Source organism: Niallia sp. WK069_GA_01, assembly GCF_983173855.1.
In genome coordinates this window covers 2,216,297-2,232,010 of sequence record NZ_OZ470138.1, presented here as the reverse complement: position 1 = coordinate 2,232,010, position 15,714 = coordinate 2,216,297, and the positions used below count along the sequence as shown (strand labels likewise).

General features: G+C 35.1%; 16 protein-coding genes and 1 riboswitch. Of the genes, 5 read left to right on the top strand and 11 right to left on the bottom strand.

Features of this window, described 5'->3' with window-relative positions; all coding sequences use genetic code 11:
* Nucleotides 1–41: 41 nt before the first annotated feature.
* Nucleotides 42–626, bottom strand: coding sequence for a genetic competence negative regulator (locus tag AC5LWL_RS10675; protein ID WP_493434294.1), 585 nt, complete (start codon nucleotides 624–626; stop codon nucleotides 42–44).
* A gap of 189 nt (nucleotides 627–815) precedes the next feature.
* The gene (locus tag AC5LWL_RS10670; RefSeq protein ID WP_493434293.1) at nucleotides 816–1,610 is read right to left on the bottom strand and encodes a metallophosphoesterase; all 795 of its coding nucleotides are present in this window, start codon (nucleotides 1,608–1,610) and stop codon (nucleotides 816–818) included.
* Between the two features lie 708 nt (nucleotides 1,611–2,318).
* Between AC5LWL_RS10670 and AC5LWL_RS10665 the strand changes: the two genes are divergently transcribed.
* The 3 genes from AC5LWL_RS10665 (at nucleotide 2,319) to AC5LWL_RS10655 (ending at nucleotide 3,495) form a co-directional block, all read left to right on the top strand.
* Nucleotides 2,319–2,549: a spore coat associated protein CotJA gene (locus AC5LWL_RS10665; protein ID WP_493434292.1), complete on the top strand. Its 231-nt coding sequence runs from the start codon at nucleotides 2,319–2,321 to the stop codon at nucleotides 2,547–2,549.
* Nucleotides 2,546–2,806: a spore coat protein CotJB gene (locus AC5LWL_RS10660; protein ID WP_493434291.1), complete on the top strand. Its 261-nt coding sequence runs from the start codon at nucleotides 2,546–2,548 to the stop codon at nucleotides 2,804–2,806. The genes AC5LWL_RS10665 and AC5LWL_RS10660 overlap by 4 nt, the downstream gene beginning before the upstream one ends.
* A gap of 119 nt (nucleotides 2,807–2,925) precedes the next feature.
* Nucleotides 2,926–3,495, top strand: coding sequence for a manganese catalase family protein (locus AC5LWL_RS10655; protein WP_493434290.1), 570 nt, complete (start codon nucleotides 2,926–2,928; stop codon nucleotides 3,493–3,495).
* Nucleotides 3,496–3,559: 64 nt separating this feature from the next.
* Here AC5LWL_RS10655 and AC5LWL_RS10650 read toward each other — a convergent pair whose 3' ends face one another.
* From AC5LWL_RS10650 to AC5LWL_RS10630, 5 genes are all read right to left on the bottom strand, one after another.
* Nucleotides 3,560–4,018 carry a YpbF family protein gene (locus tag AC5LWL_RS10650; RefSeq protein WP_493434289.1) on the bottom strand — a complete coding sequence of 153 codons (459 nt, stop codon included), beginning with the start codon at nucleotides 4,016–4,018 and terminating at the stop codon, nucleotides 3,560–3,562.
* A 233-nt stretch (nucleotides 4,019–4,251) separates the two neighbouring features.
* Nucleotides 4,252–5,109: a LysM peptidoglycan-binding domain-containing protein gene (locus AC5LWL_RS10645; protein ID WP_493434288.1), complete on the bottom strand. Its 858-nt coding sequence runs from the start codon at nucleotides 5,107–5,109 to the stop codon at nucleotides 4,252–4,254.
* Nucleotides 5,110–5,248: 139 nt separating this feature from the next.
* Nucleotides 5,249–5,869, bottom strand: coding sequence for a CPBP family intramembrane glutamic endopeptidase (locus AC5LWL_RS10640; protein ID WP_493434287.1), 621 nt, complete (start codon nucleotides 5,867–5,869; stop codon nucleotides 5,249–5,251).
* Between the two features lie 4 nt (nucleotides 5,870–5,873).
* Nucleotides 5,874–7,373 (bottom strand): RecQ family ATP-dependent DNA helicase, encoded by a 1,500-nt coding sequence (locus AC5LWL_RS10635; RefSeq protein ID WP_493434286.1) that lies wholly within the window; start codon nucleotides 7,371–7,373, stop codon nucleotides 5,874–5,876.
* The gene (locus tag AC5LWL_RS10630) at nucleotides 7,367–8,416 is read right to left on the bottom strand and encodes a YpbB family protein (RefSeq protein WP_493434285.1); all 1,050 of its coding nucleotides are present in this window, start codon (nucleotides 8,414–8,416) and stop codon (nucleotides 7,367–7,369) included. Before AC5LWL_RS10630 ends, AC5LWL_RS10635 begins: the two co-directional genes overlap by 7 nt.
* A gap of 252 nt (nucleotides 8,417–8,668) precedes the next feature.
* Here AC5LWL_RS10630 and AC5LWL_RS10625 point away from each other — a divergent pair, with 252 nt between their 5' ends.
* The gene (locus tag AC5LWL_RS10625) at nucleotides 8,669–8,917 is read left to right on the top strand and encodes a ferredoxin (protein WP_493434284.1); all 249 of its coding nucleotides are present in this window, start codon (nucleotides 8,669–8,671) and stop codon (nucleotides 8,915–8,917) included.
* A 134-nt stretch (nucleotides 8,918–9,051) separates the two neighbouring features.
* On the opposite strand, the gene AC5LWL_RS10620 is transcribed toward AC5LWL_RS10625, so the two are convergent.
* Nucleotides 9,052–9,624, bottom strand: a complete 573-nt coding sequence (locus AC5LWL_RS10620) for an ECF transporter S component (RefSeq protein WP_493434283.1) — start codon at nucleotides 9,622–9,624, stop codon at nucleotides 9,052–9,054.
* A 166-nt stretch (nucleotides 9,625–9,790) separates the two neighbouring features.
* Nucleotides 9,791–9,927, bottom strand: a riboswitch (FMN riboswitch).
* A gap of 904 nt (nucleotides 9,928–10,831) precedes the next feature.
* Between AC5LWL_RS10620 and serA the strand changes: the two genes are divergently transcribed.
* Entirely contained in the window at nucleotides 10,832–12,409 is a 1,578-nt protein-coding gene (gene serA, locus AC5LWL_RS10615) for a phosphoglycerate dehydrogenase (protein WP_493434282.1), read from the top strand.
* Nucleotides 12,410–12,902: 493 nt separating this feature from the next.
* Here serA and AC5LWL_RS10610 read toward each other — a convergent pair whose 3' ends face one another.
* Genes AC5LWL_RS10610 through cysT form a run of 3 tightly spaced genes read right to left on the bottom strand, consistent with a single transcriptional unit; the run spans nucleotide 12,903 to nucleotide 15,688 of the window.
* A complete protein-coding gene (locus AC5LWL_RS10610; RefSeq protein ID WP_493434281.1) occupies nucleotides 12,903–13,949 on the bottom strand; it encodes a sulfate/molybdate ABC transporter ATP-binding protein in 1,047 nt (348 codons plus the stop codon).
* 11 nt (nucleotides 13,950–13,960) lie between these two features.
* Nucleotides 13,961–14,833 carry a sulfate ABC transporter permease subunit CysW gene (gene cysW / locus AC5LWL_RS10605; RefSeq protein WP_493434280.1) on the bottom strand — a complete coding sequence of 291 codons (873 nt, stop codon included), beginning with the start codon at nucleotides 14,831–14,833 and terminating at the stop codon, nucleotides 13,961–13,963.
* A 12-nt stretch (nucleotides 14,834–14,845) separates the two neighbouring features.
* Nucleotides 14,846–15,688, bottom strand: coding sequence for a sulfate ABC transporter permease subunit CysT (gene cysT / locus AC5LWL_RS10600; RefSeq protein ID WP_493434279.1), 843 nt, complete (start codon nucleotides 15,686–15,688; stop codon nucleotides 14,846–14,848).
* Nucleotides 15,689–15,714 lie beyond the last annotated feature (26 nt).

The following is a 15,714-nucleotide window of genomic DNA, read 5'->3' as shown; positions in this document are numbered from 1 at the left end:
TACTAGATGAGTTCTTCCCCATCCTTCTTAAGTAATGTAAATTAAAAATAGGAAGTGACCGTTTCAATTGTTTTATTTTCACAAATGGTATTTCCATATTCTTGTATGATTGGCACACTTGTTAAGCAATATTCCCCGTATTCCCCTAATAATGCTACCATCTGATCTTCTCTTTGAGCGATTATATCCACAAAACATAAATAATACTTGCCATCCTTGTTATATAAATTTCCACCTTTAAATCCAACATAGTCAAGCTGTTTGCATACTTGGATTACATCTTCAAACTCCAAAAATTCATAGAGTATATCGACTGTTTCTTCAACAGTCACTTGCATTTCCAAAAATCCCTCATTTAAAAGATCTTCTTCTTCTTCATCTTCTTCATCACTCATTGTCAAAATCATAACCATACCTTGTGCTTTTAATGAAAAGATTTCTACTGCAACAGAACCGTTTATCTCTAACCCAAACTGATCATTTGCTTCTTCTAGCATTTCATGAAAAAAATACTGCCATTTGATCGAGTCTTTCCATATATCTTCTTTTGTTAAGCCGCGTTCATATAAATCATCAAAAGTTAGATGTATTTTTATTCTGTTATAATTCAATCTTTCTAAGCGCATGACATTGCCTCCTGCTCCATGAAAAACTCTTACTGTAGCTTATGAAACAGAAAGAAAAGGGTGCTTAGTTTAATCTTTTCGCAGGTGAAATTGCAAATAATTAATGACGAAACTTAAGTAATTAAGCTTAAGTAATTAAGCTTAATTAAAAAAGATATATTAAAGTTGAGGTTATTACACAAAAACCTTTTATCGATCTTTTGTATTTTTTATTTTTATCACATGTGTTTCCGGCTTTGCTCCTAATCGAAAGGGAACTGAAGTGGTGCCATATCCATTACTTACTATAAGAGTTGTATTTCCAACTACCTTTGTTCCGCCTATTTCATATGGGCCGAATCCAAAAATTCTAATTTGACCGCCATGTGTATGTCCACTTAATACAACAGAGATATGATTTTCTCTTTTTAATTCTGAGATTATTTTCGGATTATGGCTTAATAAAAGCTTAAAATTATCCTGCTTGGTTTCCTTCAATGCATCTTCTAAACGATCCAGCTCCATCGAATAATCTTCAATACCGACTAAATTCCACTCTTCGCCCTGTTCCGATTTGAAGGTTATTGTTTTATTATCTAGAACAGTAACTCCTTCCTCTGCCAACAATGCTTGTAAAGTATCCGTATCTACTTCATAATCATTATTTCCCCAAATAAAAAATACAGCACCAATATGTTTTAACTTTTGAATATTAGCTTTTACTTGCTCAAAACTAACTCCTTTTTCCAATAAATCCCCACCAATAAATACCAAATCAGCAACTTCCTTTACTTCCTCTATAATAGAATCTGCAATCACCCTTCTATGAATATCCGAAATAAAAAAAATCGAAATTTCTTTAAAAGAACGTGGGAAATCCGGAAAAAAAAGCACTTCATATTTCACATTATTTTCATTTGCAAGTTTGTACATTTTTATCAATAAAAGTACTCCGATAATAATAACAATAATAAAAAACAGCAGTAGAAAAAGTAACATTTTCATTTAATTCTCCCTTTCAATCACTAATTAACTTAAGACATTTTATAAAGCATGCACATTATTTATAAACAAAATAAGCCACTATCTACCAGAATTAACCCCCGCAAACTAAATTCGCACCATTTAGGCAAGAAATGAGGCAGTTTCCATTTTTTATGATCTTAGTCTGAACCAGGAGCAGCCGAAATACACGAAGACTCCTATGGGATTAGCGGGACAGGCGAGACCCCGCAGTGAAACGAGGAGGCTCGGCGCCCGCCCCATGGAAAGCGAAGTGTATGCAGGCTGCGGACTTATTGAGAGAACCAAAACGTTTTTTTAGGGTAGACACCCATACAACCAAAATTTGCACCACAGCACATGAAAAGAAGCAGGTTTCTTATATAACCAGAGATCAGTCAGAATACACGCAGACTCCCGCGGGAATGCGAGAAAGACGAGACCCCGTAGCTCATGAAACGAAGGAGGCTCGGCGCTCGCCCGCAGGAAAGCGAAGTGTATGCAGGCTGCGGACTATTTAAGAGTGTAAGGAACCCTCTTTTCAAGGTAGTCTTCATAAACACACACCTGAAGCAATCCTCCAATTCACTTAACAAAAAAACGAAAAACATTCGTGTCTCAATAACATTTACTATAAAAAAAATCAAAAGCATGAAATAAAAATTATTTCATATTATTTAAAGATTAGACAAAAAAAGGAGGACTTACTTCATGAGTTCGTTTTATAAACAATACCAACCTTATATTAGCCCAAATGATCCTTGTCCACCTATAAAAACAAAAACCTATTCGACTCCACCCAACCTTTATATGGGATTCCAGCCACCAAATCTACCCCAATTTTCTCCAATGGAAGCACTAAAAGCAGGAACATTATGGAAAGCATTTTATGATCCATATTATAGCCCCTATGAAAAAACAGAAAGGGGGAGCACAAGATGAAACAGCTGCCGCCAGAATATTATCAACTGTTAGAACAGCTGCAAGCAGTAGATTTTGTCCTTGTTGAATTAACATTGTATTTAGATACGCACCACCATGATAAAGACGCCATCAATCAATTCAATCATTATGCAAAAGAACGAGAAAAATTCAAAAAAATATACGAAAGCAAATATGGACCTTTGCTGCAATACGGTAATAGTTATTCTAGTTCCCCTTGGGATTGGGATTCAACTCCATGGCCTTGGCAAGTATGATATTACAAAATTTCAGTCAAAAGCATTTGGTTGATACAACTAGACATAAGAGCTCAAAAGTTAACGTCTGATATGTAAATTTTTTGCTTTACTTTATAAAAAAAGGAGATTGGTATCTTATGTGGTTATATGAAAAAAAATTACAATATCCTGTAAAAGTCAGCAGCTGCAACCCGATGTTAGCTAAATTCCTTATTGAGCAATATGGGGGAGCTGACGGCGAACTAGCTGCCGCTCTCCGTTATATCAATCAACGCTACTCTATACCTGACCGGGTAATCGGATTACTGACAGACATAGGGACAGAAGAGTTTGCCCACCTCGAAATGATAGCTGCAATGATTTATAAACTTACAAAAGACGCAACTCCCGACCAATTAAAAGCAGCAGGACTTGGTGATCACTATGTCAACCATGAGCATGCATTATTTTATCATGATGCTGCCGGAAATCCCTGGACTGCTACATACATCGCAGCAAAAGGAGATCCCATTACTGACTTATATGAAGATATTGCCGCAGAAGAAAAGGCAAGAGCTACCTATCAATGGATTATTAATATGAGTGATGATCCCGATTTAAATGATAGTTTACGTTTTTTGCGTGAAAGAGAGATTGTTCATTCCCAACGTTTCCGAGAAGCTGTAGAAATTTTAAAAGATGAACGGAATCAGAAAAGAATCTTCTAAACAAATGAAATAAGAGACGAAAAAGAGAGACAGCAGCATGTATTGATACAATTTACGTCTCTCTTTATTTTGTTTCATGGAATAAATTAATATCATATTGCTGTTTCATCATCTCAAAAACTTTATGACGATTTTTCCACTCTTCTTCTTTTTTCCATAAATCCTTGCTTTTATCAATTATTTCACAGCGAAGTTGATGGTATTCTTTTTCTGCTTTATCTTTTTTTTGCTTTAATATATTCATAAAGCCAAAACATCCAACAATGATTATCGTCGCATATAAATTAAACTTCCCTTGTACAAATTCCGAAAACATAACGGCAAAAGAATGAGCATATGGTATAGCGATTTGCTTATATAACCAGTATGAATAAACAAATGCTAAAAAAATAGTTAACCACATTATTAATAAATGGCGCTTATTTAATAAATCATACTTTCGTTTCTTTGCCACGAGTTTTTCAAGCATCGTTTTTGTTGCTTCATCTGTATAGCGGTCTAACTTTTGGATAGAAATTTCCATTCCTCCTGCCTTCCCTTCTAAATACCTTTTTAGATTTAATACAAATATACATAATGTATTCACTAAATAAATATATGAAGAGAGAGGACAAGTTAGACATCCTTTTTAGATAAAAAGAGACAATGCTGCACTCCTTTAGATATGAAAAACTTAAAAAAATTACTTAAAGCAACCCTAGCTTGATTAGGCTTTTCACTGTAGAAATATGGAAACAAGAACCGACATGTGCTTTTTTAAGGAAGCGGTATTTTTAAAGATTGGCCAGCCTGAATTTCATTGCTCGCTAAGTGATTAGCTTCTTTTATTATTTCTACCCCTTTATTGGAGTGATAATAGTTCATAGCAATTCGAAATAATGTTTCACCCTGTGCTACAGTATGATAAACAACTTTTCCTTCTGGTTTTGTTTCTTTGTTTTCCGTTTCTTTTTCTTCTGGTGATGTTTTGTTTGTTTCCTCTTCCTTTTGGCTACCCGATTTTTGATTGGAAGTAATAGTTTCCTTTTTTGTGTTTTGTTCTCTTTTTACTTCTTTTGTTTCCGTTGTGGTTTTTTTCACAGGAGCTGTTTGCTCTTTTTGAACTGTTTTGTCAGCACTCTTCTCAGTGGCTTTTTCTTCTGCATTCTGCTGTTTTTGGTCAACGCTGGTGTTGTTTTCCGTTTCTGTGTTTTGATTTTTATTTGTTTCTTTATTTACATTGTATTTCGTTGTCTTGTTATCATCCTCTGTCTTTACTGTTTCTTCTGTATCCACTTCTGCATCCTGGTCCTGTTGAATATCTACTTTTTCAAACAGATTAGAGGACGAATCAGCTGGTACAATACTAGAAATTCCTCGTTCAAAAAGGGTTTTATTAAGAAGCAATAAAGTAATTGGCAATAGTATAAAAATAAATACTAATAAGGTAATAATCGGTGTTTTAAACTTTTTCTTTTTTCTTTTTTTATGGTGAACACTACTTCTTGGTGGTAATTTTTCTTTCTCAATTGTTTTCTCCAGATTTTCTGTTTTTTGTTCCATTGACTTATCCATACGAGGGATTCTCTTTTTTTGTATTTCCGCCTGCACTCTGTAAGGATCTTCTCTCGTCATAACATCCCTTCCCTAACTATTCATTTGTTCTAATTCTGTTTATCTATCTCCAGCGGTTTACCATCATAATAAAAATACACGATAATTCCTCGCCAACTTGTTCCTTATCTTAAAAGGATGATGCTTTATTCATTTACCTTTATTCATTTTTAACGGGTGAAGACAATGAATGGTTATCTCTATTCACTTTGTATCCAAACCATTTATATCTAATAATAATTCCTAACAGAAAATCAATTAAAAAATGCATGATAATAGTAACCCAAAGGTTATTGGTTAATTGAAAGATGTATCCAATCAATAAACTTAATAGGATGATATTTGCAAATAAAAACCAATTAAATAAATATCGATAATGAATAAGAGCAAAAACAACACTGCTTATCAATAAGCCGAATTCTGTTTGGATTATGCCACGAAACAAAAGCTCTTCGCTAAAAGCAACCGTTGCTGCAATAATCGCAATATGAAACGGGTTTCTGCTAGCAAAAACCCGATGGTTCAGTCCACCGTCATCATGATACTTCTCTGGTAAAACCTTCATCCATATAATATCTATGAACACAACCATTAAACCTGCTGCTATACCAATTAAAAACTGTTGGAAATCAAATTGAAAAAGTGACCAGTTGAACGGAAAAACAATTGTACTTAACAAAATGGATAAAAGCAGTAAAAAAGCTTGTGTTAAATATAAATGCTTCACTAATTCTTTATCTGATAACTGATTAATAACTCCAAAATACTTTTCTTTATTCATTCGTTCACTCACTTTTCAAAAGAATTTGCCCTAATAACTCTTTCCAATTAACATTTCCTTCAGGTTCTGAAGGCATCGATCGCTTCCCAAAATAGTCGGACAATTCCAAACCGCATCTATCACAGCATCTCTGCAGAGCTATCGGATTATTTTTTTCCGCAAAATAGTCTGTAATCTTTCTTCTTCTACATGTTTCCCCATGTATCCAATGTAAGAAATCAGCTATTTTTTGATTCTTTTTTTCCAAACGTATGCGGCGATGATGATTAAAAGAGTGCAGTTTTTTTATTAATAGCTGCCTGTCCTTTCTTTCTGAAAAAATATACGCCTGCAAAACTCTCCACTGTGTCTCAGAAAAATGACTTTCTAACCAATTCTTCTCCACTATTTCCCATTCTTCGTACCTGTTGTATGCTGCCAAGGACAATTCCAGCTGTTTTATTTGCAGTTCCGTTGGCAATTCCATCTCTGCCAATTGGTGTGCAAGGAATTCATCTCCTTGCACATATAAAAGGATAGCTACGCTTGGCTGCTGATCTCTTCCTGCTCTGCCAATTTCCTGAAGATACGATTCAAATTGGGACGGCATATGAAAGTGGATAACAAAGCGAATATTTTCTTTATTAATACCCATTCCAAAAGCACTTGTTGCACAAATCACATCAAGTTGTCCATTAAGAAATTGCTGTTGAATGAGAATTCTATCTTCCTGAGACATTCCCCCATGATAGCTTGTACAATTTTTTTTCACTTTTTCGCGAAGAAATGCTGCCGTTTGTTCCGCCATTTTTTTACTTGAGAAATAGATGATACCTGGTCCTTGTAAATTTTCCACCAATTGAAACAGTCTGCTCATTTTCTTTTTTGAAGTGGGTATTTTTTCGACACAAAGTGCTATATTTGGACGATCAACGGAATAAATCACTTCTACTACGTCTTCAAGAAACAATGTCTTTTTTATGTCTTTTCTAATTTCTTCTGTTGCTGTTGCCGTTAATGCTAGTGTAACCGGAGAACCTAACGTTTTTCTTACCTCTCCTAATTTTTGATATTCAGGTCGGAAATCATAGCCCCATTGAGAGATACAATGCGCTTCATCTATCACAAACAAACCTATAGTCATTTTTTTCAATAGTTCAAGTACTTGTGTATTTCTAATCATTTCTGGAGAAATAAACAAAAATTTATAGTTCCGTATATTTTCCAACACATAGTTTTTTTCTGTTCTCGATAAAAAGGAATTAAGGGCTACAACTCTTTTTTCCCCATTCATTTTCATCTGTTCAACTTGATCTTGCATTAATGATAAAAGCGGCGAAATTATGATAATGATCCCATCCATTTGTAGAGCTGGAAATTGATAGCACAACGATTTCCCCGTTCCCGTGGGCAGCATAGCCAATGTATGATTTCTATCTAATATAGAGGAAATCACTTCTTTCTGCCCAGGTCTAAAAGTATCAAAATGAAATAATTTTTTTAAATCTTTTTCTAAATTCACCATTTATCACCAAACTTTGCAAGAACAATACGGATTTCAAAATAACTTATATGGCTTAACTTTTCTTTTAATTGCTTTAATGATTTCGAGGAAGTTTGTTTAGCACAAGTTTTAACTTGATTTATTTTTTCTTTATCAACAAACTCCTCAATCGATAAAGATGGAATATTCAAGACCATCTCCACAATATGATCTTCTATCGTATTTTTTTTCAATTGGCGAATAGCCGTAATTTCTTCTATAGAATACCCTAATTGAATATATTCATATGTCTTGGCAGTAGATTTCGTCAATGATAAAAACTGCTCATTTGTTTTGATCATTGTCTTTAACAGTGGGAACCGATTGTCGGCTTCTACAATTTTTTGCATCATAAAATGTAAAGTAGCTAAAAAATTCAAATGATAATAATCGACATCCATTTTTAACGCTGCTGCTGCCTGTTCAGTCGTCAGACCAATGTAATGAACCCCTGTTAATCTTATAATCAAAAACTGTGGATGAATTTCTTTTTCATCAAGGCATTCTATTATTTCTTTATATAGTGTGCTACTTAATTTATCTCGTGGTATTTTTAAGGAATAGAGCATTTCCTTCAGCCATTCTTGCACAAAACGATCACGCTGAACAGGAAAATACCTGCCTTTATGCTCCTCAAGATGGGAAGCTACTTGAACCAATAAGGAAAACCTTTCCCAAACGGCAGTTGTTAATGGATGATATGTCCATCCTTTTAAAAATTTTGGAATTGGCTGTTTTTCCAATAAACCAGCTAAACTCATTTCTTTATTGTTTTTTATTTGATAACGCTGCTCACCGACTTGATCAATCCAACCTTTTTCAACAAGTTTTATAATAATCGTTTCGAGATCCTTTCGTGTTAACTGGGGAAAAGTCTGAAATAATGCAGTTAATTGAAAAAGATGAATATCTTGTATCGTTTGTGAAGTTTTTTTCCCATTCAACACATGCAAGATAGAATAGATTGTTCTTTCTCCATTTATTTTTTGCAAACAGTGTAATAATAATGTCTCGATAAAGGACATGGACTTCTTCTCCTTTAAAGCAGGGAATGACTGATTTTGTAGAAATTTGTTATACTATATTCTATCATGAAAACCACGTTAATCGTCTATTTATGCAAGGAAATTGATAGAAATTTACCTTACATTATAAAAGAACTAGTTATTTTTTATTGAAAAGTTATAGATTCAGTTTTACAATAAGATAATAGTGAGGAGTATCATTTGTAAACAATGTATATATCTTAACGAAAATTATTGGAGGTTATTTAACTCATGGCAAAATATACAATCGTAGATAAAGACACATGTATTGCTTGTGGAGCTTGTGGAGCAGCTGCACCAGACATTTATGATTATGATGATGAAGGCATTGCTTTTGTTACTTTAGATGAAAATGAAGGAAATGTGGAAGTTCCTGACGTGTTATTAGATGATATGTTAGATGCTTTTGAAGGATGCCCTACAGATTCCATCAAAGTGGCAGACGAGCCATTTGAAGGCGACGCACTAAAATTTGAATAGTCCATAAAAAAAGAACAGGTTCTTATCTGTTCTTTTTTTATGGACATTAAGTAATAAATAATGTTCAGCACTAAAAAACAGACCCCTTCGCTTATGCATGCGGGTCTGTTTTTTCTTTCTTTCCTATTTATCGATCAAACATTTCGATACTGGATTTGTTTTTGAATCCATGCATTCATTTTCGTAAAGATAAGCATAAAGATAACAGAAATCATAACCCCTTTTAATAGGTTAAAAGGCAGAATAAATTGCAGCACATTTTCTTTTATATCCATTGGAAATTTAGTTAACTCTATAAATACCGGTAAAAGAACAAAGTAATTAAAAATACTTAATACAATACTCATTAACACAGTGCTGATAATCAGTCCAAAAACCATGCCTTGTTTCGACTTGATTTTATTATATATATAATAGGTTGGCAGAATAAAAGATATACCAGCAAGCAGGTTTGCCATATGTCCCACTGGAATGCCCGTTTCGCTTCCTGTTAGCATATAATCAATCATATTTTTTATTAATTCTACTAATATTCCTGCTGCAGGTCCAAGTATTATCGCAGCAATTAGTGCAGGTACATCACTAAAATCAATTTGCAGCCATGTTGGAAATGCCGGAAGTGGAAAATTCAGCATCATTAGTACATATGATAGCGCACTTAACATTCCAACAGCTACATACGTTCTTACATTCATCTTTTTTTTCATTTTCTCTCTTCTCCTTTTTAGGATCCATCTCACCTAAAGAAGAAAGATTCCAGCATACGTTTATCAACCTGAAATAAAAACCCCCAAGTAGTTATATACTTGAGGGAGTAGTTTAAAGGTATACTAAACAAACGTTCGTAAATATGATTTTTGAACGGTGCGGAACCTCCATCTTCTCCCATCCAGACTGTACTGTCGGTTTTGGATTTTCACCAAATCAACCTATCGAAATAGGTTCGCGGACTTTGAAGGTCTTCCTTCATCACCGCCGGTCGGGAATTTCACCCTGCCCCGAAGATAGATCAATATTAATTTTTTTTAATATGATACATTCATCATTATACAAAATAAAAATCATTTTGTGAAGATGTTAGCATTTTTGTTTGTGGGAATTTTATAACTCAAGCTTTGCAGTTATAAATTCCTCTTCATGTATTAGCATAACTTGGTTTAGAGCAAGTAGAAAAGGGTGATTGATTAATCTTTTGGGTGTTTTTTGCAAACTTCCTTCCTTATAAATCGGGGCAAGATTCTCGTTTCAGGATGCTCGCTTTCCGTGGGGCGGGCGATGAGCCTCCTCGGCGCAAACGCCTGCGGGGTCTCATCTAACCCGCAAATCCCACAGGAGTCTCGCACCTTACACTCCAATCAAGCCGTTTTGATTCGTTAGTTGCTGTCGTTGAACTGGTGATAACATCCATCTTATAGAAATAGACTAAAAGTACACATTTTGGGAGAACAACGTTGAATAATAACATAAAAAAACAACGCTACTATGATTTAGAAATGATACCTTGTAATGAAATTCGAAGACAAGAACTTATTCTAAAACAGGTTGCTTGTAACGGAGGGTGCGAAGACTCCTGCGGGAAATGTGGGAAGGTTAAAGACCCCGCAAGGCAACGCCGAGGAGGCTCAGAGCTCCCACCCCGCGGAAAGCGAAGCAACCCGTAGTGGAAAGCAAACCCCACAATAAAAAACAAGCCTCCCATTTTATTGTTCTAAGCTGGTAATATCAAGACATGCAAATGAATTTGATGATGCGAGGTTTAAGTTATAATAATACAAAATTCTCTTATTTGTTCTTGTATCCCTTTTCAAAAAAATGCAAATTTTCTTGAGAAATTAGCTTAAATGAACAATAATAAAAGACAACAATGTTACTTGTAAAGACAGAATACCATTTTATAGTAGGCGGAGGTAGAATATGTATCAAATATTAGTAGCAGATGCCATTAGCGAAATCGGTTTACAGCCTTTATTAGACATGCAATCAGTAAACATTATTCAAAAAAAGACGGATGATCCAGATGTGAATTTACATTCGATAGATGCTTTGCTCATTAGAAGTGCAACTACCGTAACCGACGAGTTGCTTCAACAAATGCCTAATCTCAAAATAATTGCTCGTGCAGGTGTTGGCGTAGATAATGTAGATATTGATGCAGCGACCAAAAGAGGGGTTATTGTGGTTAACGCTCCAGATGGAAATACTATTTCCACCGCTGAGCATACATTTGCTATGATGGCTGCCTTAATGAGAAAAATCCCTCAAGCCCATACATCTGTAAAAAATGTAGAATGGAAAAGAAATGCCTTTGTCGGAACCGAATTAAACGGAAAAACGCTTGGTATTATCGGCTTTGGCAGAATTGGTTCTGAATTGTCAAAGCGGGCAAAAGTATTTGGAATGCATGTAACTGTCTACGATCCATTTTTAACAAAAGAACGAGCTGAACAACAAGGGGTAAAAGTCGGTCCTTTAGATGAGTTGCTTCTGAATGCTGATATTATTACTGTTCATACTCCATTAACAGCAGAAACAAGAGGATTAATTAATGCCGAAGCTTTACGCAAAACGAAAAAAGGGGTGTACTTCTTAAATTGTGCCAGAGGCGGCATTATTGATGAGTTAGCACTTGCCCAATATATTGAAAATGGTCATGTCGCCGGAGCAGCAATTGATGTATTTGAAGTAGAACCACCGGTTGATAACCCTTTAGTGAACTTAGATAATGTAATTGTTACACCACATTTAGGCGCATCAACAAAAGAAGCACAATTAAATGTGGCAACACAGGTCGCTCAAGAAGTAAGAGTGTATCTTGAAGGAAAACCCGTTGCCAACTCTATTAATCTACCTGCATTATCAAAAGATATTTTTGAAAAAATAAAACCATTTCATCAATTATCAAAACAAATGGGTGCTATTCTGTCACAATGCCTGAAACAAGGGATTCAAGAAATAATGATTACGTATTCTGGTTCTGTTACGGACTTAGAAACGACTTATCTTTCAAAGGCGATGATTTCTGGCTTTTTCACAAACCGTGTAGATATATTTGTTAATGAAGTAAATGCATTGTTAACAGCAAAAGATCGCGGCATTACGATAGGGGAAAAAATCGCTAATCATACACATGGCTACTCTAACTTGATTACGGTCACAGCAAAAGGGGATCATACTAGCTTTACGGTTAAAGGAACTTATATTGAAAACTACGGACCTCGCATTGTGTACTTGAATGGATTTCATATTGACTTTAAACCAGAAGGAAATTTATTATATGTTCAGCATATGGATAGACCTGGTGTGATTGGCAGAGTGGGTAGAATTCTTGGTGACTGTTCTATTAATATTGCGGCGATGCAGGTTGGTCGAAAGGAAGCTGGCGGGGAAGCAATTATGATTTTGTCCTTTGATAAAACAATTGATGACAGTTCGCTTGCAGCAATTAATAGGTTAGATGATATTACTTCTTTAAATCGGATGATTTTGTCTTAAACAGAGGAGTGCTTATTTTAGGCTAGTATGAAAGATGGTTTCTTATACTCTCAATTAGTCCGCAGTCAGAATATACTTCGCTTTCCTGCGGGCGAGCGTCGAGCCACCTCGCTGCACTGCGGGGTCTCGTCTTTCTCGCATTCCCGCGGGAGTCTTTGTGTATTTTGACTGCTACCTGCTTCAAACTTTGATCATAAAAAATGAGTTGCCGCGCTTCTTTTCATACGACATGGTGCAAATTTTTTTTTGCATAAGTGTCTACCTTGAAAAGAGGCTTTGGCTCCCTCGAATAGTCCGCAGCCGGAATTCACTTCGCTTTCCATGGGGCGGGCAGTGAGGGGGGCTTCATCGAATGGAAATCAATTTATTTATTTGTTTGTTAGCAGCAAAGTTTATGAAAATGGGCTTTTGTCAATAAGAGCTGCATTAAAAACACGAGGATGCTTTTTCACCCTCGTGTTTTTTTCTGATGATTTTATTTATAGATTTTCTTTTAGAAGACTTTTATTTCCCTTGGTCTGACATACACCAAGTCTCCTTTTTCTACTTGCAAAGCATTAAATTGTTCCTTTGTTAGCTCTATTTCTAAACTTTCCTTTAAATCCGTTCTTTCCACTTCTAAACGAACAACACTTCCCACTTTTTGAATATGTTGAATAATAGTCTCAATAGAGCTGCTATCAGAATATTTATGTTCGATAATAAAATTATGCGGTCTTACATAACCTACTCCATTTCCACCTGTAATAGAAGGTGGTATTTCGAACTGTGCATCTCCTGAAGATAATTTCCCTTTCTCTATTCGCCCTTGAAATATATTCACACTTCCTAAGAAGTCATAAACAAAAGAATTAGCTGGAGATTCATAGACTTCTTCTGGTGTACCGATTTGTTCAATCTTTCCTTCGTTCATTATTACAACTCTATCTGCAACATCTAAAGCTTCTTCTTGGTCATGTGTTACAAAAATACTAGTAATATTGTATTCGTCATGTAATTTTCTCAGCCATCTTCTTAATTCCTTGCGAACCTTCGCATCTAAAGCTCCAAATGGTTCATCTAGCAATAAAATATTCGGTTCCACTGCAAGGGCTCTTGCTAAGGCTACACGCTGCCTTTGTCCTCCAGACAGCTGAGAAGGATATCTGGATGCATAGTGGCTTAATTTAACAAGATCCAATAATTCATTCACTTTCTCTATTATTTCTTTTTTTGATTTTCTTGCTTTTTTCGGCTTAACTTTTAATCCATAAGCAACATTTTCAAATATCGTCATATGGCGAAATAGTGCATAATGCTGGAAAACAAATCCGACGTTTCTGTCCTTTACATGTTTATCAGAAAAATTTTCATTATGGATATAAATACCGCCGTTATCTTGATATTCTAATCCTGCAATAATACGAAGCAGCGAAGTCTTACCTGAACCTGATGGACCTAATAAGGCGACAAGTTCACCTGTATTCACTTCTAGGTTAATATTTTTAAGTGCTTCATAACTTCCATAGTTTTTTGAAATATCTTGAATTGTAATGCTCAAACTTACCCCTCCTAGTGCTTAGATGGAAGTTTCTCTGTTTTCGATTCAATTAAACTTTTTATAATTAATGTGATAATCGCAAAAATAGACATAAGAGATGCAACCGCAAATGAAGCAGAGAATTGATACTCATTATATAAAATCTCTATATGCAAGGGCATCGTATTTGTCATGCCTCGTATATGGCCGGAAACAACGGAAACTGCTCCAAACTCTCCAATTGTTCTTGCATTCGCTAAAATAATCCCATAAATGAGAGCCCATTTTATATTGGGAAGCGTCACATAAAAAAAAGTTTTTATTCCACTAGCCCCTAATATAATCGATGCTTCTTCTTCTGAACTACCTTGATTTTGCATGACAGGAATTAATTCCCGTGCAATAAATGGGAATGTAACAAAAAGTGTTGCCAATACAATACCAGGAACAGCAAAAATGATTTTTATATTATGCTCCATTAAAAATGGTCCAAATAAACCGTGAAGACCAAATAATAAAACAAAAATTAATCCTGCAATAACCGGTGATACAGCAAACGGCAAATCCATTAATGTTAAAAGCAGATTTTTTCCTTTAAACTGGTATTTTGTGATAGCCCATGCTGCAATTACTCCGAAAATGGTATTAATCGGTATAGTAATAAGAACAACTAAAAAGGTTAATTTTATCGCTGCAAGTGAATCTGGATTTGATATCGCTTCTACATATACCGAAATTCCTTTATCAAATGCTTTTATAAAGATGGCCGCTAATGGAACGACTAAAAACAGACTTAAAAATAGGAGAACAATCGTTATTAACAGCCACTTTATATAGACAGGGTCTTTTTTTACTCCTGCAGTATTCCTTACTGACTTTGTAGAAAGTTGTACATTTGCATCCATTCCTTATCCCCTCTATTTGCTTAAATATTTCCGATTGCTCCACCATTGAAGAAAATTAATACAAAACAAAATGATAAACGTAAAGATAAGCATTCCTGCTGCAACTGCAGTGGCACCTTTATAATCATATTGCTCTAGCTTCGTCATAATAATTAACGGCGATATTTCTGTCTTAAACGGCATATTTCCAGATATAAACACGACAGACCCATATTCTCCTAAAGCCCTGGCAAAAGAAAGAGCAAAACCAGTTAAGATTGCCGGAATTAACTCCGGCAAAATCACTTTGAAGAAGGTTTGAAATCTATCAGCTCCTAATGCTGCCGAAGCTTCTTCTACTTCTGCTTCCATATTTTCCAATACTGGCTGAACCATTCTTACAACAAACGGCAATCCAATAAAAACTAATGCGATAATAATGCCAATTGGAGTAAAAGCAATTCTAAAGTTGAAAAATTGGCCAATCCAGCCATTACTGGCATAAAGTGTCGTTAATGTGATGCCTGCTACAGCAGTCGGCAAGGCAAATGGCAAATCTACCAAACCATCTATTATTCTTTTTCCTGGAAATTGATATCTTGTTAACACCCAAGCTATTAATAATCCAAAAATGGCATTAATGAACGCTGCTGTAAATGCTGTTAAAAAGCTCAGTTTATACGATGCCAATACACGTTTTTCTGTAACAATGCTCCAAAATTCGCTAAAACCGTTTGAAAAGGAATGTAAAAATATCATCGATAATGGAATTAGCACGATTAAAGATAAATAAATTAAGGTGAATCCTAACGTGAATCCAAAACCTGGAATATGTGATTTTCTTTTTTGTTTATTTTTTATTACATATTGTGCCATTTCACACCAACTTTTTTATCTTTTCT